The organism is Nonomuraea sp. NPDC048916, from assembly GCF_040649575.1.
Lineage (GTDB): Bacteria > Actinomycetota > Actinomycetes > Streptosporangiales > Streptosporangiaceae > Nonomuraea.
This window is the reverse complement of sequence record NZ_JBEZFS010000003.1, coordinates 112438-138156: the sequence shown is the minus strand read 5'-3', so window position 1 is coordinate 138156 and position 25719 is coordinate 112438. Positions and strand designations below refer to the sequence as shown.

25 protein-coding genes are annotated in these 25719 nt (G+C 70.5%); 12 read left to right on the top strand and 13 right to left on the bottom strand.

Translation table 11 applies throughout. From position 1 onward, the window contains the following. Positions 1-69: 69 nt before the first annotated feature. The 5 genes from AB0C16_RS03625 to AB0C16_RS03605 form a co-directional block, all read right to left on the bottom strand. Positions 70-1935 carry a phosphoenolpyruvate carboxykinase (GTP) gene (locus AB0C16_RS03625; protein WP_357678468.1) on the bottom strand — a complete coding sequence of 622 codons (1866 nt, stop codon included), beginning with the start codon at positions 1933-1935 and terminating at the stop codon, positions 70-72. 249 nt (positions 1936-2184) lie between these two features. Beyond that, a complete protein-coding gene (locus AB0C16_RS03620) occupies positions 2185-2706 on the bottom strand; it encodes a hypothetical protein (protein ID WP_357678467.1) in 522 nt (173 codons plus the stop codon). A 69-nt stretch (positions 2707-2775) separates the two neighbouring features. Continuing rightward, on the bottom strand, positions 2776-3900 hold the full coding sequence (locus tag AB0C16_RS03615; RefSeq protein WP_357678465.1) for a C40 family peptidase: 1125 nt from the start codon (positions 3898-3900) through the stop codon (positions 2776-2778). 122 nt (positions 3901-4022) lie between these two features. Then, positions 4023-4523, bottom strand: coding sequence for a transcription elongation factor GreA (greA, locus tag AB0C16_RS03610; protein ID WP_357678464.1), 501 nt, complete (start codon positions 4521-4523; stop codon positions 4023-4025). A 106-nt stretch (positions 4524-4629) separates the two neighbouring features. Further along, positions 4630-5049 (bottom strand): DUF4307 domain-containing protein, encoded by a 420-nt coding sequence (locus AB0C16_RS03605; protein WP_357678462.1) that lies wholly within the window; start codon positions 5047-5049, stop codon positions 4630-4632. A 135-nt stretch (positions 5050-5184) separates the two neighbouring features. Between AB0C16_RS03605 and mca the strand changes: the two genes are divergently transcribed. The 3 genes from mca (at position 5185) to AB0C16_RS03590 (ending at position 6650) form a co-directional block, all read left to right on the top strand. Continuing rightward, positions 5185-6069, top strand: coding sequence for a mycothiol conjugate amidase Mca (gene mca / locus AB0C16_RS03600; RefSeq protein ID WP_357678460.1), 885 nt, complete (start codon positions 5185-5187; stop codon positions 6067-6069). Positions 6070-6191: 122 nt separating this feature from the next. Further along, positions 6192-6356: a hypothetical protein gene (locus AB0C16_RS03595; RefSeq protein WP_357678458.1), complete on the top strand. Its 165-nt coding sequence runs from the start codon at positions 6192-6194 to the stop codon at positions 6354-6356. After that, positions 6357-6650 (top strand): GNAT family N-acetyltransferase, encoded by a 294-nt coding sequence (locus AB0C16_RS03590; protein ID WP_357678456.1) that lies wholly within the window; start codon positions 6357-6359, stop codon positions 6648-6650. It abuts the gene before it with no gap. On the opposite strand, the gene AB0C16_RS03585 is transcribed toward AB0C16_RS03590, so the two are convergent. Then, positions 6636-7787 (bottom strand): hypothetical protein, encoded by a 1152-nt coding sequence (locus AB0C16_RS03585; protein ID WP_357678454.1) that lies wholly within the window; start codon positions 7785-7787, stop codon positions 6636-6638. The genes AB0C16_RS03590 and AB0C16_RS03585 overlap by 15 nt on opposite strands. Before the next feature lie 114 nt (positions 7788-7901). Here AB0C16_RS03585 and AB0C16_RS03580 point away from each other — a divergent pair, with 114 nt between their 5' ends. Continuing rightward, the gene (locus tag AB0C16_RS03580) at positions 7902-9863 is read left to right on the top strand and encodes a thioredoxin domain-containing protein (protein ID WP_357678452.1); all 1962 of its coding nucleotides are present in this window, start codon (positions 7902-7904) and stop codon (positions 9861-9863) included. Positions 9864-9942: 79 nt separating this feature from the next. On the opposite strand, the gene AB0C16_RS03575 is transcribed toward AB0C16_RS03580, so the two are convergent. Then, on the bottom strand, positions 9943-11982 hold the full coding sequence (locus AB0C16_RS03575) for a transglycosylase domain-containing protein (protein WP_357678450.1): 2040 nt from the start codon (positions 11980-11982) through the stop codon (positions 9943-9945). A 153-nt stretch (positions 11983-12135) separates the two neighbouring features. After that, positions 12136-12621, bottom strand: a complete 486-nt coding sequence (locus AB0C16_RS03570) for an Lrp/AsnC family transcriptional regulator (RefSeq protein WP_357678795.1) — start codon at positions 12619-12621, stop codon at positions 12136-12138. 103 nt (positions 12622-12724) lie between these two features. On the opposite strand from AB0C16_RS03570, the gene hppD reads away from it, so the two are divergent. The 3 genes from hppD (at position 12725) to AB0C16_RS03555 (ending at position 16100) form a co-directional block, all read left to right on the top strand. Beyond that, complete coding sequence (gene hppD / locus AB0C16_RS03565; RefSeq protein ID WP_357678448.1) at positions 12725-13834, top strand: 4-hydroxyphenylpyruvate dioxygenase; 1110 nt, start codon at positions 12725-12727, stop codon at positions 13832-13834. Positions 13835-13907: 73 nt separating this feature from the next. Further along, complete coding sequence (locus AB0C16_RS03560) at positions 13908-15314, top strand: M1 family metallopeptidase (protein WP_357678446.1); 1407 nt, start codon at positions 13908-13910, stop codon at positions 15312-15314. Positions 15315-15341: 27 nt separating this feature from the next. Further along, a complete protein-coding gene (locus AB0C16_RS03555) occupies positions 15342-16100 on the top strand; it encodes a hypothetical protein (RefSeq protein WP_357678444.1) in 759 nt (252 codons plus the stop codon). On the opposite strand, the gene AB0C16_RS03550 is transcribed toward AB0C16_RS03555, so the two are convergent. Next, positions 16037-17041: an ROK family protein gene (locus AB0C16_RS03550; RefSeq protein ID WP_357678442.1), complete on the bottom strand. Its 1005-nt coding sequence runs from the start codon at positions 17039-17041 to the stop codon at positions 16037-16039. The genes AB0C16_RS03555 and AB0C16_RS03550 overlap by 64 nt on opposite strands. Beyond that, positions 17038-18216: an FIST N-terminal domain-containing protein gene (locus AB0C16_RS03545; protein WP_357678440.1), complete on the bottom strand. Its 1179-nt coding sequence runs from the start codon at positions 18214-18216 to the stop codon at positions 17038-17040. Before AB0C16_RS03545 ends, AB0C16_RS03550 begins: the two co-directional genes overlap by 4 nt. A gap of 171 nt (positions 18217-18387) precedes the next feature. On the opposite strand from AB0C16_RS03545, the gene AB0C16_RS03540 reads away from it, so the two are divergent. Together AB0C16_RS03540 and AB0C16_RS03535 are read left to right on the top strand one after the other, a co-directional pair. After that, positions 18388-19779: a sigma 54-interacting transcriptional regulator gene (locus AB0C16_RS03540; RefSeq protein ID WP_357678438.1), complete on the top strand. Its 1392-nt coding sequence runs from the start codon at positions 18388-18390 to the stop codon at positions 19777-19779. 52 nt (positions 19780-19831) lie between these two features. Beyond that, the gene (locus AB0C16_RS03535) at positions 19832-21799 is read left to right on the top strand and encodes a hypothetical protein (protein ID WP_357678793.1); all 1968 of its coding nucleotides are present in this window, start codon (positions 19832-19834) and stop codon (positions 21797-21799) included. 3 nt (positions 21800-21802) lie between these two features. Here the strand turns inward: AB0C16_RS03535 and AB0C16_RS03530 are convergent, their stop codons facing one another. Next, a complete protein-coding gene (locus tag AB0C16_RS03530) occupies positions 21803-22225 on the bottom strand; it encodes a DUF6292 family protein (protein ID WP_357678437.1) in 423 nt (140 codons plus the stop codon). A gap of 139 nt (positions 22226-22364) precedes the next feature. On the opposite strand from AB0C16_RS03530, the gene AB0C16_RS03525 reads away from it, so the two are divergent. Both AB0C16_RS03525 and AB0C16_RS03520 read left to right on the top strand, forming a co-directional pair. Next, positions 22365-22490, top strand: a complete 126-nt coding sequence (locus AB0C16_RS03525; protein ID WP_357678435.1) for a hypothetical protein — start codon at positions 22365-22367, stop codon at positions 22488-22490. Between the two features lie 10 nt (positions 22491-22500). Next, a complete protein-coding gene (locus tag AB0C16_RS03520; RefSeq protein ID WP_357678433.1) occupies positions 22501-22929 on the top strand; it encodes a DUF2269 family protein in 429 nt (142 codons plus the stop codon). On the opposite strand, the gene AB0C16_RS03515 is transcribed toward AB0C16_RS03520, so the two are convergent. Both AB0C16_RS03515 and AB0C16_RS03510 read right to left on the bottom strand, forming a co-directional pair. Then, a complete protein-coding gene (locus AB0C16_RS03515) occupies positions 22926-24065 on the bottom strand; it encodes a cystathionine gamma-synthase (protein ID WP_357678431.1) in 1140 nt (379 codons plus the stop codon). The genes AB0C16_RS03520 and AB0C16_RS03515 overlap by 4 nt on opposite strands. 160 nt (positions 24066-24225) lie before the next feature. Next, a complete protein-coding gene (locus tag AB0C16_RS03510) occupies positions 24226-24423 on the bottom strand; it encodes a hypothetical protein (protein ID WP_357678429.1) in 198 nt (65 codons plus the stop codon). 152 nt (positions 24424-24575) lie between these two features. On the opposite strand from AB0C16_RS03510, the gene AB0C16_RS03505 reads away from it, so the two are divergent. Next, complete coding sequence (locus AB0C16_RS03505; protein ID WP_357678427.1) at positions 24576-25718, top strand: histidine kinase; 1143 nt, start codon at positions 24576-24578, stop codon at positions 25716-25718. Position 25719: the final 1 nt, after the last annotated feature.

Here is a 25719-nt window from a genome sequence, read left to right as displayed (position 1 = left end):
GGTCGCGGAGTCGCTCGGGGAGTTCGGGCCCCCGGTACGGCTCGCCGGGGCGAGCCGTACCGGGCCGGGTCAGGACAGCCGGTCGAGCAGTGCGTTGTACTCGCTCCACAGCTCCTTGGGCAGGTGGGAGCCGAACTTCTCGAAGTGGGCCGGGATCAGCTCCGCCTCCTCACGCCACACCTCGCGGTCGACGGAGAGCAGCGTGCGCAGGTCCTCCTCGGGCAGGTCGAGGCCCTCGGTGTCGAGCGCGTCGGGCACCAGCCCGATGGGCGTCGGCACGGCCTTGGCCTCGCCGTTGAGGCGCTCCACGATCCACTTGAGCACACGGCTGTTCTCGCCGAAGCCCGGCCAGATGTAGCGGCCGTCGGCGCTCTTGCGGAACCAGTTGACGTAGTAGACGCGCGGCAGCCGGGCGCCCTCACGACGGCCGATCTTCAGCCAGTGGGCGAAGTAGTCGCCCATGTTGTAGCCACAGAACGGCAGCATCGCGAACGGGTCGTGGCGCAGCTCGCCCACCTTGCCCTCGGCGGCGGCGGTCTTCTCGGAGGCGACGTTGGCTCCGAGAAAGACGCCGTGCTCCCAGCTCAGCGACTCGGTCACGAGCGGCACCGCGGTCGCGCGGCGGCCACCGAACAGGATCGCCGAGATGGGCACGCCCTTGGGGTCCTGCCATTCGGGTGCGATGGTCGGACACTGCGCCGCCGGGGTGGTGAAGCGGGCGTTCGGATGGGCCGCGGGCTCGTCGCCGCCGGGCGTCCAGGAGCGGCCCTTCCAGTCGGTGAGATGCGCGGGGACCTCGTCGGTGAGGCCCTCCCACCACACGTCGCCGTCGTCGGTGAGTGCGACGTTGGTGAAGATGCTGTTGCCCCAGAGCGTCTTGACCGCGTTGGCGTTGGTGGTCTCGCCGGTGCCCGGCGCGACGCCGAAGAACCCCGCCTCGGGGTTGATGGCGTAGAGCCGGCCGTCGTCGCCGAACCGCATCCACGCGATGTCGTCTCCGACGGTCTCGACCTTCCAGCCGGGGATGGTCGGCTGGAGCATGGCGAGGTTCGTCTTGCCGCACGCGCTCGGGAAGGCGGCGGCGATGTAGCGCGTCTCACCGGTCGGCGGCGTGAGCTTGAGGATGAGCATGTGCTCGGCCAGCCAGCCCTCGTCACGGGCCATGGTGCTGGCGATGCGCAGCGCGTAGCACTTCTTGCCGAGCAGCGCGTTGCCACCGTAGCCGGACCCGTAGGACCAGATCTCGCGGGTCTCGGGGAAGTGGCTGATGTACTTGGTGGAGCTGCACGGCCACGCCACGTCGCCCTGGCCGGGCGCCAGCGGGGCGCCGACGCTGTGGACGCAGCGCACGAAGTCGCCCTGCTCATGGTCGCGCTTGCCGCGGCCTTCGCCGGCCCCTCCCTCGCCCTGCCGGGCCTTACGCGCCGCTCCGCGCTCCTCGATGAGACGCAGCGCGCGGTCGCCCATCCGGGTCATGATCCGCATGGACACCACGACGTAGGCGGAGTCGGTGATCTCCACCCCGAGCTGGGAGATCTCACCGCCCAGCGGGCCCATGGAGAACGGGACGACGTACATCGTGCGACCGCGCATGCAGCCCTTGAACAGCTTGCCGAACGTGTCGCGCATCTCCGCGGGCGGGATCCAGTTGTTGGTCGGGCCCGCGTCCTCCTCCCGCTCGGAGCAGATGAAGGTACGGTCCTCGACTCTGGCCACGTCGCTCGGATCGGACTTGGCGTAGAAGCTGTTGGGGCGCTTGGCCAGACGGGTCATGGTGCCCTGCTCGACGAGCAGGTTGGTCAGGCGCGTCCACTCCTCCTCCGAGCCGTCGCACCATTCGATCCGGTCGGGCTGGGTCAGGGCGGCGATCTCACTCACCCACGCGACCAATTCGCTATTGCTAGTCGGGGCTGGTACTTCCACGGAAAGGGACACGGCTCCGGCTCCTCCACACTTCTCAGGGCCCCGCCATCATTAACGACGAACCCGGGTGAAGGCGAATTGGCGTAGACCTGTTCACACGAGCTCCGCCGCAGGCAGCGGCCTTGACGATTGGGGCAGCCTACCCATCCGGAAGCGTTTTAAAAGAAATCAACCCGGCAGTGGTTTAGGCCAATCAGGCTGGTCTAAACCAATTCCCCAAGAGGTATAAACCATTCGCCGGACGCTTCGCGCCGCATGCCCTCAGGATTGGATGTCGGGCCCGGCGGAGCGAACACGGTCGACGTGCTGCAGGGCGTCGCGAAGTTCGGCCAGCCAGGTGTCGGTGTTCTTGCCCACCAGGCGGACGCACCAGGCCAGCGCGTCGCTGCGGCTGCGGGCCACCCCGGCGGCCACGAGCGTGTCGAGGACCTGTCGTTCGGTCTGGCGCAGCCGCGTCATCACGGGCACCGACAGAGTGGTGAACATCACAGTCTCGCCGCCGCAGACGACGCCCCACGACACCTTCTGCCGGAACCTCCGCTCGGCCTCCTTGGCGATCTCGATCCGGCGCTCGCGCGTCTCTTCCCTGAACCGCCTGATCAGCCCTTCGACGAGGGCGGCCCGCTCGGCCTCGGGCAGGTCGCCGGCCGGCTCGGGCAGGGTGCCGAGCACCGCGATCTCCTCGCGGTCCCTGACGATCTCGGGCGCCCCGGTGAACCAGCCCTCCGGCAGCCGCCCGGTGAACCAGCCCCGCACCTGCGCCGTGATCTCATCGCTTCCCATGTAATAAGAATTACACGATTGCTCGGGAAAAGCACGCACAGCATCCGGACAGATACGAGAGTCTTACGGTTACCTGACTCTGGCCGCCACGGCAGGGCTCACCCGGACCACTCCGGCCAGGTTGCGCGTGTTGACCGGGACGAGCTTGACCACGTCACCGGTGCGCGGCGCGTGCAGCATCTTGCCGTCGCCCCAGAAGATCGCCACGTGCGAGATGTAGGCGGGGTTGGTCGGGTCGTTGCGCCAGAAGAGCAGGTCGCCGGGCTGCGCCTGGGAGAGCGGCACCTGCGGCCCCGTCACCCACTGCTGGTGAGTCACCCGGGGCATCCGCACGCCCGCCTGGGCGTAGGCCCACTGCACCAGGCCCGAGCAGTCGAACGTGTCGGGCCCCTCGGCGCCCCACACGTAGGGCCGGCCCAGCTTGGAGACCGCCGCCCGCAGCGCCGCCGTCAGCTGCCCGCCCGACATGAACGAGCCAGCGGCCCAGGCGCGCGTCGTGGTCTGGGCGGGAGGCAGCACCGGGTTGACCATGGCCACCTGGGAACCCTTGGGCAGCAGCTTGAGCAGGCTCCTGCGCAGCTTGGCCGAGTCGGTCTTCGGGGCGCTGACGATCAGGGCGTTGTCCCTCGGCAGGCCGAGCGAGCGGCCCGTGTCACGGGAGACCACCGCGTCGACCGCGCCGAAGCCGGTCGTGGCGTAGGCGCCGATGCGCAGCGGCCCGGCGGGACCGGACACCCGGCTGTGCAGCGCGAGGCCGCCGTCGTTGCCGAGCACGAACGAGACCGCGACGTCGCCCGCCGCCACGTTGTTCCACAGCGGGTCGGAGGAGGCGGTCATCTTGGGGGTGTAGGCCCGGAAGGTCGAGGGGTCGACGGCGAGCGTCTGGACCCGCTTGCCGTCGAGCATGATGGACGCGGCGTCGGCCAGCTCCAGCGCCGTGACTCCGCGCAGCCGCGCCACCCTCTTCAGCATCGGCGTCGTGAACGGCTTGCGGGTCACCACGAACAGGTGAGGCTTGCGCAGGGTGCCCAGCGGCTTCACCGGTTGCGTGGACTTCTTGGCCCCGGCCATCAGCGTGTGCTTGGGCTCCGGCAGTGCGCGCGCGGCCTCGGTCGCGATCTCCCTGCCGGGCTGCATGAGTAACAGGACGTCGGCGGTCAGCACCGCGACCAGCGCGACCACGATGAACGGCACCAGCCGCCGGTGGTCACGCCGCTTGCGGGAGCGGACGAGGAAACTCAGATCGTGGCCGATGCCCGAGCCACGCGAAAAATCCGCCGGGCCAGCGCGGGCCCGGCGGTTGACGTCTTCGGGTGTCAGTTGCCGATGTACGGCACAGCCTCGAGGATCTCGACTGTGTTCTGACGGCCGTTGGGCATGCTGTAGGTCGCCTTCTCGCCGATCTTCTTGCCGTTGATCGCCGCCCCAAGGGGGGACTTGGGCGAGTATACGTCGATCGGTGCTCCGCTCTCCTCTCGGGAGGCGAGCAGGAAGGTCACCTCGTCGTCGTCACCGACGAACCGGATCGTCACGGTCATGCCGGGTCCGACAATACCTTCGGTCCTGGGCGCCTCTCCCACCTGGGCGTTGTCGATGATCTGCCGGAGATGGAAGATGCGGGCCTCCATCTTGCCCTGCTCGTCCTTGGCCGCGTGATAGCCGCCGTTCTCCTTCAGGTCACCTTCCTCGCGGGCGGCCTCGATCTTCTTGGCGATGTCGACGCGCCCGGGGCCCGAAAGATATTCGTACTCCGCCTTCAGGCGGTCATACGCCTCTTGCGTCAGCCATGTGACGTTCTCATCGCGAGAGTCGGCCACGGGTTCTCCTTGCTGCCTAGGGGGCCCTGGATCATTTGAGGTTGCGTGCGGTTTAATTGCGAAAGGCTAACAAGTCAACCGCATGAACGCTTCCCCAAACGTCTCATCATACGAGATTGCAGTACTGGATGTGGACGGAAGTCGCCTGCACGCTCGTGCCCAGACGTTCCTTCAGGCGTTTACTACCCTCTCCAGCCGGAATCTTTACTTCCTTGCTGCCCACTTCCGCGTGGTTGACGTCCAGTGCCCTGATCCGGCACACAGCGGCGCGATCGGCCGGTTTGTCCACGTCGAAGGTGATCTCCGCCTGATTGGGCCCCTCGACGGTGAACGACACGACCTGTGAGGCCGCGCCGGTGCTGCTGCCGGTCATCGACCACATCACGTAGCCCCATCCACCTGCGATGATGGCCACCAGCACGCCGATCACGACGTGCACGACGAGACGACCGCCTCGCTTGGGACGGTCCGGGAAGTCGTCGGGTGTGCCGAGAACCGGACCGTTCTCGACATCTCTGGTGGCCATGGCGGAATCTCCCTGCACTCCTTCAGCGTTATCCGAGACAATTGTCGCCCGCGAGGGTCACGCCCTCGCGACCGCCCAGCAGAAACTAGCCTGTCCAAGCTAGTGATCGGTCCTGACAGAGGAGACATCGAGCCCGTGAGCGCACCGCTGAGGCTGATGGCCGTCCACGCGCATCCCGACGACGAGTCGAGCAAGGGCGCCGCCACGATGGCGCGTTACGTACGCGAGGGCGTGGAGGTGCTGGTCTGCACGCTGACAGGCGGTGAGCGCGGGTCCGTGCTCAACCCGAAGATGGACCGGCCCGAGATCGTGGCCAACATCGGCGAGGTCCGCCGGGCCGAGATGGCGCGCGCGCGCGAGATCCTAGGCGTGCGGCAGAGGTTCATGGGTTTCATGGACTCCGGGCTGCCGGAGAACGAACACGAGGCGTTGCCGGAGGGCTGCTTCGCGTTGCAGGAGCTGGAGGTCGCCTCGGCGCCGCTCGTGGCCGCGGTGCGTGAGTTCAGGCCCCATGTCGTCATGACGTACGACGACGACGGCGGCTATCCGCACCCCGACCACATCATGACCAACAGGGTTTCGGTGGAGGCGTTCGAGGCCGCCGGCGACCCCGACCGCTACCCGGGCACCGGCGACCCGTGGCAGCCGCTGAAGCTCTACTACCAGATGGGCTTCACCAAGGAGCGGTTCGAGGCGCTGCACGAGGCGATGACCACGCGCGGCATGGGATCCCCCTACTCCGACTGGATCTCCCGCTGGGAGGACCGCCCGGCCAAGTGGCCGGTCACCACCCGGGTGCCGTGCGGCGACTACTTCGAGATCCGCGACCAGGCGCTGCTGGCCCACGCCACCCAGGTCGACCCCGACGGTTTCTGGTTCGTCTGCCCGCGTGAGCTGCAGCAGGAGATCTGGCCGACCGAGGACTACCATCTGGCGCGCTCCCTGGTCGACACCGGGCTGCCCGAGGACGACCTGTTCGCCGGCATCCACGCCGACGAGGTCTCGGCCGCCTGCCACTGAGCCCGCCCCGCGACCGGGCCGCCCGAGACCGGGCCTGAGACCGAGTAGCCGAGAACGAGCAGGCCCCGACTGGGTCCCCCGCCACTGACCGGAGCACGACCCCCTGATGGCAGACTGAAGGGGTGACAGTTCTAGCAGCTGGTGATGTCAGTCCGGGCCTGCTCGGCTTCACCGTCGTCGCCCTCATCGGGGTGGCCCTCTATCTCCTGATCAAGTCGATGAACAAGCAGATGTCGAAGATCAAGGTTCCGCACGCGGCCGACAAAGACGACACGAAAGCCGAATAGATGCCGATCGAAGTAGTCGACAACTCAGCGGAGAGCCGGTTCGAGGTTCTCGTGGACGGCAAGGTCGCAGGGTTCGCCGACTATGTCCTCCTGCCTACCAAGATCATTTTTTCGCACACCGAGGTGCAGCCCGAGTTCGAAGGGCAGGGCCTGGGGAGCAAGCTGATCAAGCACGCGCTCGACGCGAGCCGCGACACCGGCCTCACCGTCGTGCCGCGCTGCCCCTACGTCGCGCGCCTGATCGAGCGCAATCCGCGATACCAGGACCTGCTCGACGCCTCAGTCGCCGGATGACCAGGCGCGCTCCAGCGCCTTCGGCAGCCCCCACCAGCCGAGCGGGGTCAGCACGTCGTCGTGGTCGACGATGCCGAGATAGCCCCAGAGGGTCACCACCGGCGTGAAGAGGCTCTCGGTCACGGCCAGGTCGTCGACGCCCTGCTCGTCGACGTCGATGTCCTCCGACTCGGCGATGAGCTGGGCGATCCGCTCCGGCGAGGCGAGCACTCCCGGCCCGAGCCTGGTCAGGGCGGCCACCGCGGCCAGCCAGTCGGCGTGCTGGATGGCGCAGAGGTTGGCCAGCACCGAGTCCTCGTGCCTCAGCTCGCTTTCGAGATCGTCCCCTTCCTCCAGCGTGTCGTCCGCCTCCGACAGGTCGGAGACGGGCCCGGCGATGCCGGCGGCCACGGCCAGCCAGAGGGCGCGGTCGTCGTCGGGCATCGGGCTGCTCTCGAACCCCGCGCAGGCCCGCAGCACGTTGGCCGGATAGCCGGGCAGGCTCAGCAGCTCGCGCAGGCGCGCACTCGCGCGCTCCAGCTCCCAGGCGGGCAGCTCGGGCGGGTTGGGCAGCTCGCCGATGATCCGCCGCAGCTCGGACAGGGCGAACGCCTCCTCTTCGTCCCAGGCGGCGAACAGCTCTTCGTCCTGCTCGTCGTTGACCGCCAACCCCGGCACCCGCCCGTCGGGCAGCGGCCTGTTCAGCCACTCCTCCTGCAGCTCCTCGTAGGCTCGGCGGGCCGCCTGGTCGCCGAGGGCCAGCGCGTCGGGATCGACCTCGCCGGCCTCGACGCGCGCCTCCAGGTAATGGACGAGTTTGGCGAACATCTCGGTGGCCACCGGGCCTCGTTCGTCCTCCTCCGGCCAGACGAAGTAGCTGGGCGTCATGAGGATGGGCTCGCTGCCGGTCGACTCGATCCAGCGCTGCACGTAGCCGACCGTCGCCGCGCCCGACTCGATCGAGCTGAGGATCGTCCTGGCCGACTCCCAGAAGGTCAGCGAGAGCGGGTTGCCCGCGGCCAGCATCGCGCGCCGCAGCTCGGGCAGCGCCACCAGCGCCACCCCGGATGGCACGTCGAGCAGGGCTCGGGCCACGTCTCTCCTGGTGAGGGCGGAGGCGACCCGGCCTGCTCGCGTGCAGACGTAGTCCAGGTCCACTCTCCGTAACCTACGCCTCCGTGCCCGTCCCCACACCCGCCGGGCGGAGAACGCGGCTCCGCCCATCCCGGAAGGCGCCGAAGCGGCGGTCTAGGCTGAACACAGGAGGTCCTGATGAACCGGTTGAAGGACGCGACGAGCCCCTACCTGCAGCAGCACGCGGACAACCCCGTCGACTGGCACCCGTGGGGCGAGGAGGCGTTCGCCGAGGCACGGCTACGCGACGTGCCGTTGCTGATCAGCGTCGGCTACTCGGCGTGTCACTGGTGTCACGTGATGGCGCACGAGAGCTTCGAGGACCCCGACACCGCGCGGCTGATGAACGAGCACTTCGTCAACGTCAAGGTCGACCGCGAGGAGCGGCCCGACGTCGACGCCGTCTACATGAACGCCACCCAGGCCATGACCGGCCAGGGCGGCTGGCCGATGACGGTGTTCGCCACGCCCGAGGGACACCCGTTCTACTGCGGCACCTACTTCCCGCGTCCCCAGTTCCAGCGGCTGCTCGCCGGGGTGCACGACGCGTGGGCCGGCGAGCGGGAGGCGGTGCTGTCGCAGGGCTCGAAGGTGGTCGAGGCGCTCAACGGGTCCGCCGCGCTGCCGATGGGGCCGCTGCCCACCGAGGAGACGCTGGAGCAGGCCGTACGAAATCTGCGTGAGTCGTTCGATGCGGAGCGCGGTGGGTTCGGCGGGGCGCCCAAATTCCCGCCGTCGATGGCGCTGGAGTTCCTGCTGCGCTCCGGCGAGCGGGAGATGAGCGGCACGACCCTGGAGGCGATGGCCCGCGGCGGGCTGTACGACCAGCTCGGCGGCGGCTTCGCGCGCTACAGCGTCGACGCCGCGTGGGTGGTGCCCCACTTCGAGAAGATGCTCTACGACAACGCGCTGCTGCTGCGCGTCTACACCCACTGGTGGAAGGCGGCCGGCGAGCCGCTGGCCCGCAGGGTCGCGCTGGAGACCGCCGAATGGATGCTGCGCGAGCTGCGCACCGCCGAGGGCGGCTTCGCCTCGGCGCTCGACGCCGACAGCGAGGGCGAGGAGGGCAGGTTCTACGTCTGGAGCCCCGAGCAGCTACGCGAGGTGCTCGGCGCCGACGACGGAGCCTGGGCGGCGGAGGTGTTCGAGGTCACGGGCACGTTCGAGCACGGCACGCCGGTGCTGCAGCTGCCGGAGGACCCGGCCGACATCGCCCGGCTCGGCTCCGTCCGCGCCCGGCTGCTCGCCGCCAGGGCCCGGCGCGTACGCCCGGGGCGCGACGACAAGGTGGTCGCCTCCTGGAACGGCCTGGCCATCGCCGCCCTGGCCGAGACCGGGACGGTGTTCGACCGGCCTGACCTGGTGGAGGCGGCCAGGACGGCCGCCGCGCTGGTCGAGGACGTGCACATGGCCGGCGGCCGGCTGCTGCGCACCTCGCGCGACGGCCGGGCGGGCGCCAACGCCGGAGTCCTCGACGACCACGCCAACGTGGCCGAGGGGCTGATCGCGCTCTACGGCGTGACCGGGGAGACGCGGTGGTTCCGGCTGGCCGGCTCGCTGCTCGACCTCGTGCTCGACCGGTTCGCCGACGGCAGGGGCGGGTTCTACGACACCGCGGACGACGCCGAACGGCTGTTCCAGCGGCCGCAGGATTCCACCGACAACGCCACGCCGTCGGGCCAGTACGCCGCGGCCGGGGCACTGCTGTCCTACGCGGCGCTGAGCGGCTCCACGCGGCACCGTGAGGCGGCCCACGCGGCGCTCGGCACGGTGCCGGTGCTGGCCGGCGGTCACGCGAGGTTCGCCGGCTGGGGGCTGGCCGTGGCCCGGGCGGCACTCGACGGGCCGGTCGAGGTGGCGGTGGTGGGGCCGCCGGACGACCCGCGCACCCGGGTGTTGCACCGCGAGGCGCTGCTGGCCGACGTCCCCGGGCTGGTCGTGGCGCCCGGAGACGGCACCGGCGACGCGGGGCGACCCGCCCTGCTGGAGGGGCGCGGCCTGGTCGGCGGCGCCCCTGCGGCCTACGTGTGCAGGGGCTTCGCCTGCCGGCTGCCCGTCACCACGCCGGAGGAGCTCCGCGAGCAGCTCGCGTCACGCTGACGCCGCGCGGCGCCCCCGCACGGACGGCGCCCGGGGGCGCTGCTCGCGGCGGGCGGTGGTCTGGTGGTGGTCGGTGTGGCTAGTCGTCCAGTGATCTGCCGGAGCTCTGGTCGTCGGGGCCGAGCGTGGGCGGGCCGCCCGGTCCCTCCGTGGGCGGCCCGGATTCGTCCGGCACCTGGTTCACCTCGGGCGCCTGCGTGACGGTCGGGTCGGTGGAGGGCGGCTCGGTGAACTCGGGTTCGGGGCTGCCCCAGTCGTCCGGCTCCCGGGTCGGCTGCTCGTCAGGGACGCTCTGCTCCTGGTCGGGCGTGGAGTAGTCGCTGCCGTAGCCGAAGCCGGAGGGCTCGGGGAAGTCCACGACGGGCTTGCCGGCCATGGCCTCGGTCATGAACGCCCGCCAGATCTGGGCCGGCAACTGGCCGCCGAACTGCACGCCGTAGCCGGGGATCGTGACGGTCGCGTTGTCGTCGCGGAACATGTCGACCGCGACGGCCAGCTGCGGGGTGAAGCCGTTGAACCAAACCGACACGGAGTCGTCCGTGGTGCCCGTCTTGCCCGCCACCGGCCGGTCGTAGAGCCGGGCCGCGGTGCCGGTGCCGTATCTCACCACCTGCTGCATCGCGTACGTGGTGTCGGCGGCGGCCTGCTCGCTGACCACCTTGGTGGCGACCGGCTTGATGACGTTCTTGGTGCCGTCGGCGTCCTTCACCGACTTGACGACGTGCGCCTCCATGTGGGTGCCGCCGTTGGCGAAGGTGGAGAAGCCGGAGGCGTTCTGCACCGCGCTCACCGAGGCCACGCCGAGCGGGAACGCGGCGGCCGCCTCGTGCTTCTGAAGCTGCTCCCCGGGGATGCCGGCCGCCTCGACGGTGGCGGCCACCTTGTCCAGGCCGACCTTCTGCCCGAGATCGACGAACGCGGTGTTGACGGAGTTCTGGGTGGCGCTCACGAGGTCGATCTGGCCGTAGGAGCGCCCGCTGTCGTTGGGGATCGGGTGGTCGGGGTCGGAGGCGACGCGCATCGGGGAGTTGCCGTTGACGCGGGTGGACAGGTCGAACCCGTTGTCGAGCGCGGCGGCCAGCGTGTAGGGCTTGAACGTGGACCCGGCCGGCACCTTGGCGGAGAAGGCGTTGTCGTAGTCGGAGCGCCGAGGGTCGCCGCCGTAGAAGGCGACGACCTCACCGGTGGCCGGATCGACGGCGGCGAGCCCGGTGCGCACCTTCTTGGGGGTGGCCTCGGGCACCGCCTCCTTGACGGCGCGCTCGGCCGCGTCCATCAGCTTCTTGTCGAAGGTGGTGACGATCCTGAGGCCGCCGCCGTTGATGTCCTCGTCGGAGTAGCCGCGCCGGTTGAGCTCGGCGGTCACCTGGTCGAGCATGTACTGGGCCTGGCCCTTGAGCACGAACGGCTTCTTCGGCGTCTTCAGCTTGGGAAACCGCTGCGCCGCGACTTGCCCGGCGTCGAGCGCGCCGGTCTCGCCCATGGCGGCGACCACGGCCCGCCAGCGCTCCTGCGCCGCGGTCAGGTCGTCGCCCTTGGGGTCGGCGAAGCGGCTCGGCTGCTGGATCACCGCGGCCAGGTAGGCGCCCTCGGCCACGGTCAGCTTGTCGACGTCCTTGCCGAAGTAGGCCTGGGCGGCCGCCTGGATGCCGTTGGCGCCGCGGCCGAAGTAGATCGTGTTGAGGTATTGCTCCAGCACCCAGTCCTTGGACTTGGACTGGTCGACCTTGATCGAGATCATGATCTCTTTGAACTTGCGGGTGACGGTGCGCTCCTGGCTGAGGCCGCTGTAGTAGTTGCGGACCAGCTGCTGGGTGATCGTCGAGCCGCCCTGGAGCTGCTGGCCGGTGAGGGTGGACCACAGGGCCCGGCTGGTGCCCTTCACCGAGACGCCGCTGTCCTGGTAGAAGGAGCGGTTCTCGGCGGCGATCACCGCCTCGCGCACGTGCTCGGGGACCTTGGCCAGCTCGACGTTCCTGCGGTCCACGCCCTGCCTGGCGAGCACCGTCTTGCCGTCGCGGTAGTAGATGACCGAACCCTGGGCCGTGGCCTGCTTCTGGGTGGTGTCGGGGATCGGGGTCATCGCCCACGCGATGCCGAACAGGGCGATCGCTCCCACGATCGCCAGCCCACAAGCAATCAGCAGACGCCGAAGGAAGCGCCGCTTTCGCATGCCTTCACCACCACCACTCCGCACCGCCAGACCCCCGTCAGCTGGGCGAATGTCAAGGGTAAACGATCGATAACGGTGCCTTGGCCTCCTGCGACGATGCTACGTCGATCGGGGGCCGTGCCGGGGGACATCGGCGACCAACGGCAGCACTCGGTAGGGAACCGGCGTGTCGAGGGCGATGACCGACGACGTCCTGAGCACGCCCTTGACGTCCACGATCCGGTCGATGACCCGCTGCAGGTCGGCGTTGGTGCGCGCGACCACCCGGCAGAGCAGGTCGCCGCCTCCCGTGATGGTGTGGGCCTCCAGCACCTCGGGAATGCGCGCCAGCCCTTCGGACACCGGCTCGTGCCCGGCCACCTGCCTGATCTCCAGCGTGATGAACGCGGTCACGTCGTAGCCGAGCGCGACGGGCGACACGTCGGGGCCGAACCCGGTGATCACCTCCCTGGCGACCAGCCGGTCGAGCCTGGCCTGGACGGTGCCGCGGGCCACGCCGAGCCTGCGCGAGCACTCGAGCACGCCGAGCCGGGGCTCGGCGGCCAGCAACGCGATCAGCCGGGCGTCCAGCTCGTCGATCGTCATGGTGTACAGATTCTCCACGTTCAGCGGGATGGAACTGGGCAGATTGTGCACCAGTTAGAGCAACCCTTGCACAACTCGTCCATGTATTACGAGAGTTAGCGGTATGAGTGATGTCTTTCCGGTTAACGGCATGGACGCCGTGGTCTTCGCCGTGGGCAACGCCAAGCAGGCGGCGCACTACTACTCGACCGCTTTCGGCATGCGGCTCGTGGCCTACCGCGGGCCGGAGAACGGCAGCCGCGACGAGGTCGGCTACGTGCTCACCTCGGGCGGCGCCAGGTTCGAGTTCAGGGCCTCGGTCCGGCCCGGCACCGAGCTGGCCCGGCACGTGGCCGAGCACGGCGACGGCGTGATCGACCTGGCCATCGAGGTGCCCGACGTGGAGGGCGCCTACCGGCACGCCGTGGAGCAGGGGGCTCGCGGGCTCGCGGAGCCGTACACGCTGGAGGACGAACACGGCAAGGTGGTGCTGGCGGCGATCGCCACCTACGGCGAGACGCGGCACACGCTCGTCGACAGGTCCAACTACAGCGGCCCCTACCTGCCGGGCTACCAGCCGGCCGAGCCGCTCGTCGCCCCGCCGGCCACCAGGACCGGCCGGTTGTTCCAGGCCGTCGACCACTGCGTGGGCAACGTCGAGCTCGGCAAGATGGACGAGTGGGTGGAGTTCTACCAGAAGGTCATGGGCTTCACGAACATGGCCGAGTTCGTCGGCGACGACATCGCCACCGACTATTCGGCGCTGATGTCCAAGGTCGTGGCCGACGGCAGCCGCAAGGTCAAGTTCCCGCTGAACGAGCCGGCCGTCAGCCGCAAGAAGTCGCAGATCGACGAGTATCTCGAGTTCTACGGCGGCCCCGGCGTGCAGCACATCGCGCTGGCCACCAACGACATCCTGACCACGGTCGACCTCATGCGCGAGGCGGGGGTGCGGTTCCTGGAGACGCCCGACTCGTACTACGACGATCCCGAGCTGCGGGCCCGCATCGGCAAGGTGCGCGCGCCGATCGAGGAGCTGAAGAAGCGCGGCATCCTGGTCGACCGCGACGAGGACGGCTACCTGCTGCAGATCTTCACCACGCCGGTGCAGGACAGGCCCACGGTGTTCTTCGAGCTCATCGAGCGGCATGGTTCGCTCGGATTCGGCAAGGGCAACTTCAAGGCGTTGTTCGAGGCGATCGAGCGCGAGCAGGAACGCAGGGGCAATCTCTGACCCTCCGGCGGCCTCCACCCCCCTCTCACGCAGCGTAAACTACTGACCACGCTACGAAGGGGGAGTCGGGTCCATGGGGTTCAAGCGGTATGCGGGCGTGCCGGCGATCGCGCTGCTGAGCGTGCTGGCCTGCTCGTCCACCAACGGGGCCGTCGCGCCTCCCACCTCGGCCCCGCCGTCCGGGGTGGGAGCGCCGGGCATCGGCGACACCGACTTCCCGCTCGACGGCAACGGCGGCTACGACGTGGCCCACTACGACCTCGCGATCGGCTACACGCCCGCCACCAAGCACCTCGACGGGGTGGCGACGATCGACGCCAAGGCGGCCGAGCGGCTGTCGCGGTTCAACCTCGACCTGGCGGGCCTGAAGGTGCGCGCGGTCTCCATCGACGGCGCCGCGGCGACGTTCTCGCGCCGCGGCGACGAGCTCACCGTGGTGCCCGCCCGGCCGCTGGCCCAGGGCGCGGGCTTCAAGGTGAAGGTCGCCTACTCCGGCAGGCCGCAACCACTCAAGGACTCCTCCAACCTGGGCACGTTCGGCTTCATCCCGACGGCCGACGGCGCGTTCGTGGCCTGTGAGCCCAACGGCGCCAAGACCTGGTTCCCGGCCAACGACCACCCGGCCGACAAGGCCACCTTCGACTTCCGCATCACCGTGCCCAAGGGGCTGACCGCGCTCGCCAACGGCGAGATGGCCGGCAAGCCGACGACGTCCGGCGGCCGCACGACGTTCCGGTGGCGCGAGAGCCATCCCATGGCCACCTACCTCGCCACGGCGACGCTCGGCGACTTCGAGCTGCGCGAGGGCACGACCCCCGGCGGCATCCCCAACGTGGCGGCGGTCGACCCGGCCTACCACAGCTCGCTCGACAGCCTCTACAAGACCTCCGGCCGGATCACCGACTACTGGAGCAAGATCTTCGGCCCCTACCCGTTCTCCTCGACCGGCGGCGTGATCGACAACTTCGCGGCCGGCTACGCGCTCGAAAACCAGACCAAGCCGCTCTACGGCGGCTTCCACCCCGACGAGAGCATCATCGCCCATGAGCTGGCCCACCAGTGGTTCGGCGACAGCGTCAGCATCCGGCGCTGGAGGGACCTCTGGCTCAACGAGGGCTTCGCCACCTACGCCGAGTGGCTCTGGTGGGAGCACACGGGCAGGAGCACCACCGAGGCCACCTTCCGGCGAAACCACGCCCGCCCGGCCAACGACCGCATCTGGAAATACCCTCCTGGCGAGGCACGCCCCCGCGACCTGTTCAACGAGTCGGTCTACACCCGGGGCGGCATGACGCTCCACGCCCTGCGTAAGGAGATCGGCGACGAGACGTTCTTCAAGCTGCTGAAGACCTGGACCGAGCAGCACAAGTACGGCAACGCGACCACCCCGGAGTTCATCGCCCTGGCCCAGCGGCTCTCCGGCAAGGATCTGCAGGCGCTGTTCGACGCCTGGCTGTTCCAGCCCCACCGTCCCGCCTGACCTCGCCGAAACCTCTACTGTGACCCCATGCCCAAGATCCTCGTGGTGCTGGCGGTCGCCGTGCTCCTGACGGGCTGCGCCTCCTCCCGGGCGCTGCCCAGCGGCAAGAGCAAGCGTTGGCAGCAGGAGCACGTCGCGGCCGCCTGCCTGAAGGCCCGGGGCATCGAGCACGTCCCCTGGGCGCCCGACCTGCCCACACCGACGGCCGAGCAGCTCAGGCACAGGCAGGGCGACCACACCGCGATGCGCGCCTACCGCGACCGCTACGGCCACGGCGTCTTCGCGAGGCTGGTCCATCCCGAGGTCCCGAGCGCCGACGGCTCCGGCACCTGGCTCGACGACGGCTTCGTCTCGGCGCTGTCCGAGCCTCACTCGGCGTGCTACGTCCAGGCCGTCAAGCAGGTCCTGGGCCGCGACGTCACCGACGTCCCCCACTTCCGCCGGCAGTACGAGCGGGCGGTGGCCCGCGCCCGGCAGCGCGAGCTCGACACCGATCCCCGGCTGGTCGAGCTGGCCCGCGACTACGCCGCCTGCATGGCCGGCCGGGGCTACCCGGTCGCCCCGGCGCCGCCCAGCACGATCGCGACGGCCGAACGTGACCGCTTCGCCGCGCTGCTGCGCGACAACCCGGCTCTCACCCCCGAGCAGGCGGAGCCCTACTTTCACGAGGAGATCGCCGCGGCGCTCGACGACCTGGAGTGCGGCGGAGACTTCTTCCGCGTCTACAACCCGCGGGCGGCGGCGGTGTCGGAGAGGGTGGCCGCCGAGTGGGGCATGGCCCAGTAGGTGTCCCCGGCCAGGATCAGCGCCGCCGCCCCGACCAGGCCGGCCTCCTGACCGAGCGCGGCGGGCACCACCCGGACCCTCCGGGCGAACTCCATCCGGGCGTGCTCGCGCAGAGCCTCCTCCAGCGGCCCGAACAACGGCTCCCCCGCCTGTGACAGGCCGCCGCCGATGGTGACCAGCTCCAGGTCGCACAGGTGGGTGGCCGACGCGATCGCGACGCCCAGCGCGCGTCCGGCCCTGCGCATCGCCGCCACGGCCACCTCGTCGCCCGCCAGCGCGTCGGCCGCCAGCGCCCGCCCGGTCACCACCCGGTCCTCCTGGTACGCCTCCCCTGCCTCGTCCCGGACACCCCCGCCCGGCCGCCAGCCCTGCGCCACCGCCCACGCGGTCAGGCCGGGCCCCCGGGCCACCGCCTCCAGGCAGCCACGGCCGCCGCAGCCACAGGGCGGCCCGCCCTCCGGCTCCACCACCACGTGGCCGATGTGCCCGGCGTTGCCGGTGCCGCCGTCGATCAACCGGCCGCCCAGGATCAGCCCGCCGCCCACGCCGGTGGACACGACCATGCCCAGCATGTCGCGGCTCCCCCGGCCGGCGCCCAGCCAGTGCTCGGCCACGGCCAGGCAGACGGCGTCGTTGTGGACGCGTACGGGCAGGCCGGGGAAGCGCTCGGCCAGCCGGGCCCGCAGCGGGAAGGCACGCCAGCCCGGGATGTTGAGCGGCGACACCTCGCCCCGCGGCCAGGCCATCGGCCCGCCGCAGCCCACGCCCACGCCCTCGACCGGCCCGGAGAAGGGCTCGACGAGGTCGGTCAGGGTCTTCCACAGCGTCTCGGCGCCGGTGTCCTGCGGGGTCGCCACACGCGCCGAGGCGGCCACCGCGCCGTCGGGCCCGACCAGGCCGGCGGCCAGCTTGGTGCCGCCGACGTCGATCGCGAGGATCACTCGCCGCCCGCCCGGCCCGAGGAGAAGACCAGCACCGACGCCGTGAACCCGTGGACGTGGTTGTGGCCGCCGACCGGCCCCACCTCGCCGGCCGCGAAGAATCCGGCCATGCCGATCGGGCCGAGCGTGTCGCGCAGCGCCACCGGGTCGTGGTCGGCGGTGCCGAACATCGCCGAGCCCCGGCCGTTGCACGAGAACAGCAGCGCGCCGTCGACCCGGCCGAGCTCCTCGCGGTGGGCGTCGAGCATGTCGTAGAGGTCCTCGTCGGCGGTGGCCGCGTCGCGTACCTGGAAGCGGACGGTCCTGCCGATCTCGACGACGTCGCCGATGGCCACCGCCTCCCGCTCGGGGTCGATGCCGATGACTCCCCTGATCAGGAAGTCGCCACGTTCGTGGCGATCGGCGTACTCGTTGATCGCCAGGCCGATCTGCAGACCGGAGGCGACCAGCTCGCGATCGTCTTCGTCCAGGTCGCTGACGATGTCCTCCAGCCGGGCCAGGGCGGGCTGCCCGGCCAGCTCCAGCAGCAGGTTGTCGTCGGCGCCGGTGACGACCATGGTGGGGCCGATCGGCCGGCAGCCCTGGCTGACCACCGTGCTGACCTGGATGGGCCCGCTGAGCAGCACGCCGATGGCGCCCTCGGTGTAGACCTCGCCGTCGGCGAAGAGGCGCACCGAGCCGCGGCCCTGCAGGCCGTTGGCCAGGCCGCCGATCAGCGGCAGGTCGCCCAGCACGTCGACCGAGCGCTCGACGAACGCGTCGGTCGGGAACGAATAGGGGTCCGCCAGCAGGATCGCGACATGGTCGTCGGGGCCGCGCTGCGGCAGGCCGACCACCACGAACTTGTCCTCGGTGGTCAGCGTCTCCAGTGCGAACGTGGTCAGCCGGGCCTCGCCGAGCGTGGCCGCCCAGGCGCTCACGGAGGGCGCCAGCTCCACTCCCTGCCCGTCGCCGATCACTCCTGTGGCGCTGCAGCCGATCACGTGCGCATCGGGTGCGAGTCTCATCGCCCGCTCACCCGCCCTGGCCACGTCGTCGGGGTCGTCGCCGCAGATGAAGAAGCAGACCAGGTCCGCTCGGTCACCGAGCCTCGACAGGGCCTGGCCGACGGCGCGCTCAGCCACCTCGACCAGGTCGGAACCCACGGCGAGGCCGTCTGCGAAGCGGCTCGTCATCAGGGCCACGCTTCCCGCCTCCCTCGACACGTCTAAGTTCCCTCCGCCCGATTCTCCCCACAAAAGGAACAAGCACGCGCACAATCCGTCACGCAATTGTCAAGATCCGAGCTCTCTTCCAGATGCGAAACTCCCTGCCGCTTTCGTCCCGGGCGACGTAGTCTCGATCCCGTGCATCAGCCTCTAAACCTCCGCGAGTTGCGAGAGAGCGGTCACGCTCATCGCACCGTGAAAGCAGAGGTCCGCGAAAACCTGCTGGCCAAGCTGCGAGCAGGTGAGCCCCGTTTTCCAGGCATCGTGGGCTTCGACGACACCGTCCTGCCCCATCTGGAGCGGGCCCTACTGGCCGGGCACGATCTGGTCCTGCTCGGTGAGCGGGGCCAGGGCAAGACCCGGCTCATCCGCACCGTCACCGGTCTCCTCGACGAGTGGACACCGGTGGTCGAGGGGTGTGAGATCAACGACCACCCCTATTCACCCGTCTGCACGCGCTGCGTCACGCTGGCGAGCGAGCTGGGCGACGAGCTGCCCGTGGCGTGGAAGCACCGTGACGAGCGCTACGGCGAGAAACTCGCCACGCCCGACACCTCCGTCGGCGACCTGATCGGCGACGTCGACCCGATCAAGATCGCCGAAGGCCGCCGGCTCGGCGACCCGGAGACCGTCCACTACGGGCTCGTCCCGCGCACCAACCGCGGCGTGTTCTCCGTCAACGAGCTGCCCGACCTGGCCGAGCGCATCCAGGTGTCGCTGCTCAACGTGCTGGAGGAGCGCGACATCCAGGTACGCGGCTACAACCTGCGCCTGCCGCTCGACATCCTGCTCATCGCCAGCGCCAACCCCGAGGACTACACCAACCGCGGCCGGATCATCACGCCGCTGAAGGACCGCTTCGGCGCGGAGGTCCGCACCCACTACCCGCTGACGGTCGAGGACGAGCTCAAGCTGATCCGCCAGGAGTCCGTGCCGGACATCGGGGCGGACGTCCCCGAGCACCTGGTCGAGGTGATCGCCCGGTTCACCCGGCTGGTCCGCGAGTCCACCTCCGTCGACGCGCGCTCGGGCGTCTCGGCGCGGTTCTCGATCGCGGCCGCCGAGACCGCCTCGGCCTCGGCCGTGCGCAGGGCGGCGCTCACCGGCGAGGAGCGGGCGGTCACGCGCGTGTGCGACCTGGCCAACATCGTCCACAGCCTGCGCGGCAAGGTGGAGTTCGAGGTCAGCGAGGAGGGCAGGGAGACCGAGATCCTGGCCCACCTGCTGCGCCGGGCCACGGCCGAGACGTTCCGGAGCCGGCTGGGCGGTGTCGAGCTGTCGCCGCTGACCGACAAGTTCTCCGAGGGCAACCAGGTGGAGTCGGGCGAGCTGGTCGCGGCCGGCGAGCTGCTGCACCGCATCGGTCCCGTCGAGGGCCTCGCCAAGATCATGTCCAAGCTGGGCATGGGCGAGGGCGAGGAGTCTCCCGGTCACGCCGCGTCCGCCCTGGAGTTCGCGCTGGAGGGCCTCTACCTCATGCGCCGCCTGTCCAAGGACGATCTCGACGGCGTCACCGTCTACCGCACGTGAGCGTCGCCCAGGGGGCGCGGGGCCGGGGTTCTCGGGTTAGCGTGGGTTCGTGATGGCCTACCGCTATGGCGAGTATTTCGACGGCCCTGACCCCCTTGCGGCGCCGTACGACGTTCGTGCGGCGCTCGACGAGATGGGCGACGCCATCCTGTCCGGCTCTACGCCCGTGCACGCCCTGCGCGACCTGCTCAAGCGCGGGCTGCCGGGCGCGAGCGACCGCAAGGGCCTCGACGACATGCTCAGAGAGGTACGCCGCCGCCGCCGGGAGCTGCGCGAGCGCGGCCGGCTCGACGGCACCCTGGAGAAGGCGCGGGCCCTGCTCGACAAGGCCATCGGCCAGGAGCGCGCCGAGCTCTTCCCCGACCCGTCCGACGACGCCCGGCTGCGCGAGTCGGAGCTCGACGGGCTGCCGGACGACACGGCGAGCGCGATCCAGCAGCTGAGCTCCTACGAGTGGCGTTCGGGCGCCGCCCGGCAGACCTTCGAGGAGCTGCGCGACCTGCTGCGGCGCGAGGTGCTCGACAGCCAGTTCAAGGGCCTGCGTGACGCGCTGGCCCATCCGGATCCGGCGGCGATGGAGCGGATCCGGCAGATGATGTCGGATTTGAACGACATGCTGGACAAGGACGCCCGAGGCGAGCACACCCAGGCCGATTTCGAGTCCTTCATGGGGAAATATGGCGACCTGTTCTCCGAGCGGCCGCGAAACCTCGAAGAGCTCGTCGACCTCCTGGCCCGGCGCGCCGCGGCCACCCAGCGCATGCTGGCCTCCCTGACCCCGCGCCAGCGCGAGGAGCTGGCCAACCTGATCAACCAGACCCTCGACCAGGAGGGCCTGTCCGAGCAGATGCGCAGGCTCGGTGACGCCCTCCTCGCCCGCCGCCCCGACCTGGCCTGGAACACCCCCGAGCGGCTGGCCGGCGAGGAGCCGCTGGGCATGGGCGACTCCGTCACCGCGCTGGAGGAGCTGGCCGACCTCACGCAGCTGGAGTCGGCGCTGCGCCAGGACTACCCGGGCGCCCGGCTCGACGACGTCGACGAGGCCGCGGTCCGCCGCGCTCTCGGCCGCTCGGCCGTCGACGACCTGGAGGCCCTGCGCCGGATCGAGCGGGAGCTGGAGGAGCAGGGCTACCTCCTGCGCCGCCGCGGCAAGCTGGAGCTCACCCCCAAGGCCGTGCGGCGGCTCGGCGAGACGGCGCTGCGCCGGGTGTTCTCCTCGCTCGACGCGGGGCGCCGCGGCGATCACGACCAGCACGACGCGGGCTCGGCCGGCGAGCTGACCGGATCCTCCCGGCCGTGGCGTTTCGGCGACGAGCAGCCCATCGACGTGGTGCGCACGCTGGTCAACGGGGTCCGCAACGGCGGCCTCCGGCGGGAGCCCGGCCGCGCGCCGGGCGCGGTGCGGCTGTCGGTGGACGACTTCGAGGTGGCCGAGACCGAGCGGCGCAGCGCGGCCGCCGTCTGCCTGCTGGTCGACCTGTCCTACTCGATGGCCCTGCGCGGCACCTGGGCCGCCGCCAAGCAGACGGCGCTGGCCCTGCAGGCGCTGGTGGCCGCCAAGTTCCCGCAGGACGCCGTACAGATCATCGGCTTCTCCAACTACGCGCGGGTGCTGCAGCCCGATGAGCTGGCCGGGCTCGACTGGGACATGGTCCAGGGCACCAACCTGCACCACGCCCTACTCATCGCCGGGCGCCACCTGGACCGCCATCCCGACTTCGAGCCGGTGGTGCTGGTGGTCACCGACGGCGAGCCCACGGCCCACCTGATGCGCAACGGCCGCTCGGCGTTCGAATGGCCGCCGTCGAGCGAGACGCTGGAGCTCACGCTGGCGGAGGTGGACAAGATGACACGCCGGCGGGCGACCATCAACGTCTTCATGCTGGCGGGCGACGAGCGGCTGCAGGAGTTCGTGGACGAGGTGGCGCGCCGCAACGGCGGCCGGGTCTTCTCCCCCAGCGCCGACCGCCTGGGCGAATACGTGGTCAGCGACTTCCTGCGGCTGCGCCGCGCCCGCTGAGGCTCAGGCGTCGACGAGCCGGACGTAGAAGTCGAGGGCGACGTCGAACCCGTCGCGGCAGTTGCGGTGTGAGCGATAACAGGGACGCCAGGCGCTGCTGGCGCCCACGCCCGCGCGGGCGTCGGCCAGGGCCGCGGGCACCCGCTCCGGCCGGGGCAGCAGGCCGCCGCCCAGGTAACGGACTCCGGACAGCTCGGTGTGCCGGTCGCGCCCGCCGGAGACGAAGCGGCCGAGCCGCCAGCCGCTCTCCTCGTCCCACACCAGCGCGCTGCCGTCGACCAGCCGGACGGTGGCGTCACGCGGATCGCAGGGACCCTCCCACCAGTCGGCCACCTCGGCTCCGAGCCGGCCGACGACGCGCTGCACGTAGCAGACGGGCTGCTGCAGCCACTCATCGGTATAGGGCTCGACATGCCTGATGGCCACGGAGGGAACTCCTTTGTATCCGAAGGGTAAGAGAAAAGCGACGGTTCTCAACCCTACCCGCGCTGAACTTATTCCGTTGCGCGGGCCTCTAGTCATTACGGACGATATTTCCGTCCGACACAGGGAAGGAGGGGGCCTCATGATTGCCACGATTCTTCTGATCGCGTTGATGATCATCGCCGTCGCCGCCACCGAAGTCATCATGCGCCGCTCCTCTGAGCGCAAAGAGTGTGTCGAGTCCCCGGTCGAGATCGTCGGGGACTAGTCTCTCCGGCATGTCCCTGCTTCTGTGGCTGCACATCGGCTTCGCCATCTTCGCGATCGGTCCGCTCACCGCGGTGACGATGGCCGCGCCGCGTGCCATCCGCACCAAGAACGTGCCCGTCCTGCAGAACATCCAGCGCACCACGCGCGTCTACAGCATCGGCTCGCTCGGCGTGCTGGTGTTCGGGATCGCGCTCGGCGTGGTCATGGGCGGCGGTGTGCTCGGCAAGTGGTACATGACGGCGTCGATGACGCTGTTCATCGTGGCCATCGTGCTGGTCGTGATCATCGACCGTGACCTGCGCACCGCCGTCCGGGCGCTCTCCAGCGAGAGCCCGGACGACGACGCCAAGGTGCAGAACGGCCGGATCGCCGCCATCAGCGGCCTGCTGGCGGTGATCTGGCTGGTCATCCTGTTCCTGATGGTGGTGCCGACCTAACCCAGCGCCTGGGAGAGATCGGCGAGCAGGTCGTCAACGGTCTCGATGCCGACCGACAGCCGCACGAGGTCGGCGGGCACCTCGAGCGGCGAGCCGGCCGCGGAGGCGTGCGTCATCCGGCCCGGGTGCTCGATGAGCGACTCGACCCCGCCGAGCGACTCGCCGAGCGTGAAGAGCTTGGCCCTGTCGCACACCTCGACGGCCTCGACCTCGCCGCCCGCCACGCGGAACGACACCATGCCGCCGAACCTCTTCATCTGCTTGGCGGCCACCTCGTGCCCGGCGTGCTCGCCGAGCCCCGGGTAGAGCACCTGTGTCACGCGCGGGTGGGCGAGCAGCAGGTCGACGACCCGCTCGGCGTTGTCGCAGTGGCGGTCCATGCGCACGCCGAGCGTCTTGAGCCCGCGCAGCGTGAGCCACGCGTCGAACGGCCCGGCCACGGCGCCCATCGCGTTCTGGTGGTAGGCCAGCTCGTCGCCGATCCCCTGGTCCGCGGCCACCAGCGCGCCGCCGACCACGTCGGAGTGGCCGCCGATGTACTTGGTCGTGGAGTGCACGACGACGTCGGCGCCCAGCGCCAGCGGCTGCTGAAGATACGGCGAGGCGAAGGTGTTGTCGACGACCAGCAGCGCTCCGTTCTCGTGCGCCAGGTGGGCCAGGGCCGCGAGGTCGGCGATGCCGAGCAGCGGGTTGGTCGGCGTCTCCACCCACACGATCTTGGTCTTCTGCGTCATGGCGCCGGCCACGGCGTCGAGGTCGCCGAGCGGCACCGGGTCGAAGTGCAGGTCCCAGCGCGAGTGCACCTTGGCGAACAGGCGGTAGGTGCCGCCGTAGGCGTCATTCGGGATGATCACGTGGTCCTGCGGTTTGCACAGCGCACGCAGCAGGGTGTCCTCGGCCGCCAGGCCGGAGGCGAACGCCAGCCCTCGCGCTCCACCCTCCACCGCGGCCAGCGCCTCTTCGAGCGCCGTCCTGGTGGGGTTGGCCGAGCGGCTGTATTCGTATCCGGAACGCAGGCCGCCCACACCGTCCTGCTTGTAGGTGGACGTCGCATAGATCGGAGGCACGACCGCGCCGGTCAGCGGGTCGGGCTCCTGACCTGCGTGGATCGCCAGAGTTTCGAAACCGTTGGTCATATGGCCACCGTAACGGAAGCGGCCCGCGGTCCGTCCCCCGCCGGATCGCGGGCCGGGAGACGCCGTCCCCCACGGCGCCGGAGGCCCGCGCCAGGCCCGCGCGAGCGGACGATCCGGGCAGGCCGGGCCGCAGGCGGAGCAGGCTCGCGTGAGCGGGCACTCAGGCGGCGGCAGGCTCGCGCCTGTCGTCGCCGCCGCGCTCGGCCAGCCGCACCACCGTGGCCCGGTCGAGGTGGCGGCCGCTGCCGCCCTCCGCGTGCTCCCCGTTGACGCGCGAGAGCAGCACGGGATCGGCCAGAGCGAGCAGCACCCCGATGACCAGCCCGGCACCCAGTAACGCGAATCCGATGACCATCATGTCTCCGTCCCCCTTCGTCGGAATCCAGCATCAGAATTCAGCATCGCCACTGGCAGCCTGGCCGTGCCTCCGTTGAAGGGCCGGTTCCCGCGCGCCCGGCTCGGCCGAACGGCCGATACGGCCTCTGCGACCTCCGGCCTAGGCTGCGTGGGGTGGGGGACTCCAAACGCATCGTCTACTGGATCCGCCGGCTGAGCGAGCTCGCCATGCTCGGCTGGCTGGGCTTGATGCTGCTGATCGACCTGGCCTTGGCGTTCAGCGTCGGCGGGCTCCAGTGGCTCGTCCCGATCACCGGGGCGGCCGGCATCGCGGCCGTGACGCTGCGGCGACGGCATCGCGTGGCGAGTCTCGCCGTCCTGCTGGCCCTATCCTCCGGCGTCTCCCTGACCATGGGCGTCATCGGCTTCGGCGGCGTGCCCGGCTCCGCGGAGAGCGGCGCGCTGCTCGTGCTCACCATCGGCGTGCTGCGCCACGTCCAGCCGGTCAGGCGGGCCGCGACGCTGTCCGTCGGCGCGCTGGTGGTGCTCCTGGCGGAGGGCTCGGCGCGCGACTTCCAGAACAGCGGGCTGGCCTCCTCGTTCCTGCTGTTCGCGGGCTGGTCGATGGCCGCCGGCGCCGGCGGCTACCTCCGCTTCCAGCAGGAGCGCCGTACGGAGGCCATCCAGTCCGTACGACGCAGCGAGCGCCTGGAGCTGGCCAGGGAGCTGCACGACCTGGTGGCCCACCACATCACCGGCATCGTGGTGCAGGCGCAGGCCGCCCGTACGGTGGCCGAGATGAAGCCCGAGGCCGTGCTGCCCGCCCTGGACGCGATCGCCGGCGCCGGCGGTGAGGCGCTCACCTCGATGCGGCGGCTGGTCACCGTGCTGCGCGACGGAGACGAGGCGGCCCGCACGCCGGGCACCTCGCTGGCCGACCTGCGCCTGCTGACCGAGCGGTTCTCGGCGAACGGGCCCCGCGTCGCGTTCGAGATCGGGCCGGGCATCGACGACGCCACCCTGCCGCCCGAGGTGATGACGACGCTCCACCGGGTGCTGCGCGAGGCGCTCACCAACGTCCGCAAGCACGCGCCGGGAGCGGCCTGGGTCGAGGCCGGCCTGCGGCTCTTCGACCGGGTGGCGGTGTTGCGGGTGCGCAACTTCGGCTCAGCGTCCGATGCCCGGGTGGTCCACCTCGGCGGCGGGTTCGGGCTGGTCGGAATGGCCGAGCGGGTCGAGGTGCTGGGCGGCCGGCTCCACGCGGGCCCGACCCCCGAGGGCGCCTGGGAAGTGGTCGCCGAGTTCCCGCTGCCGTGAT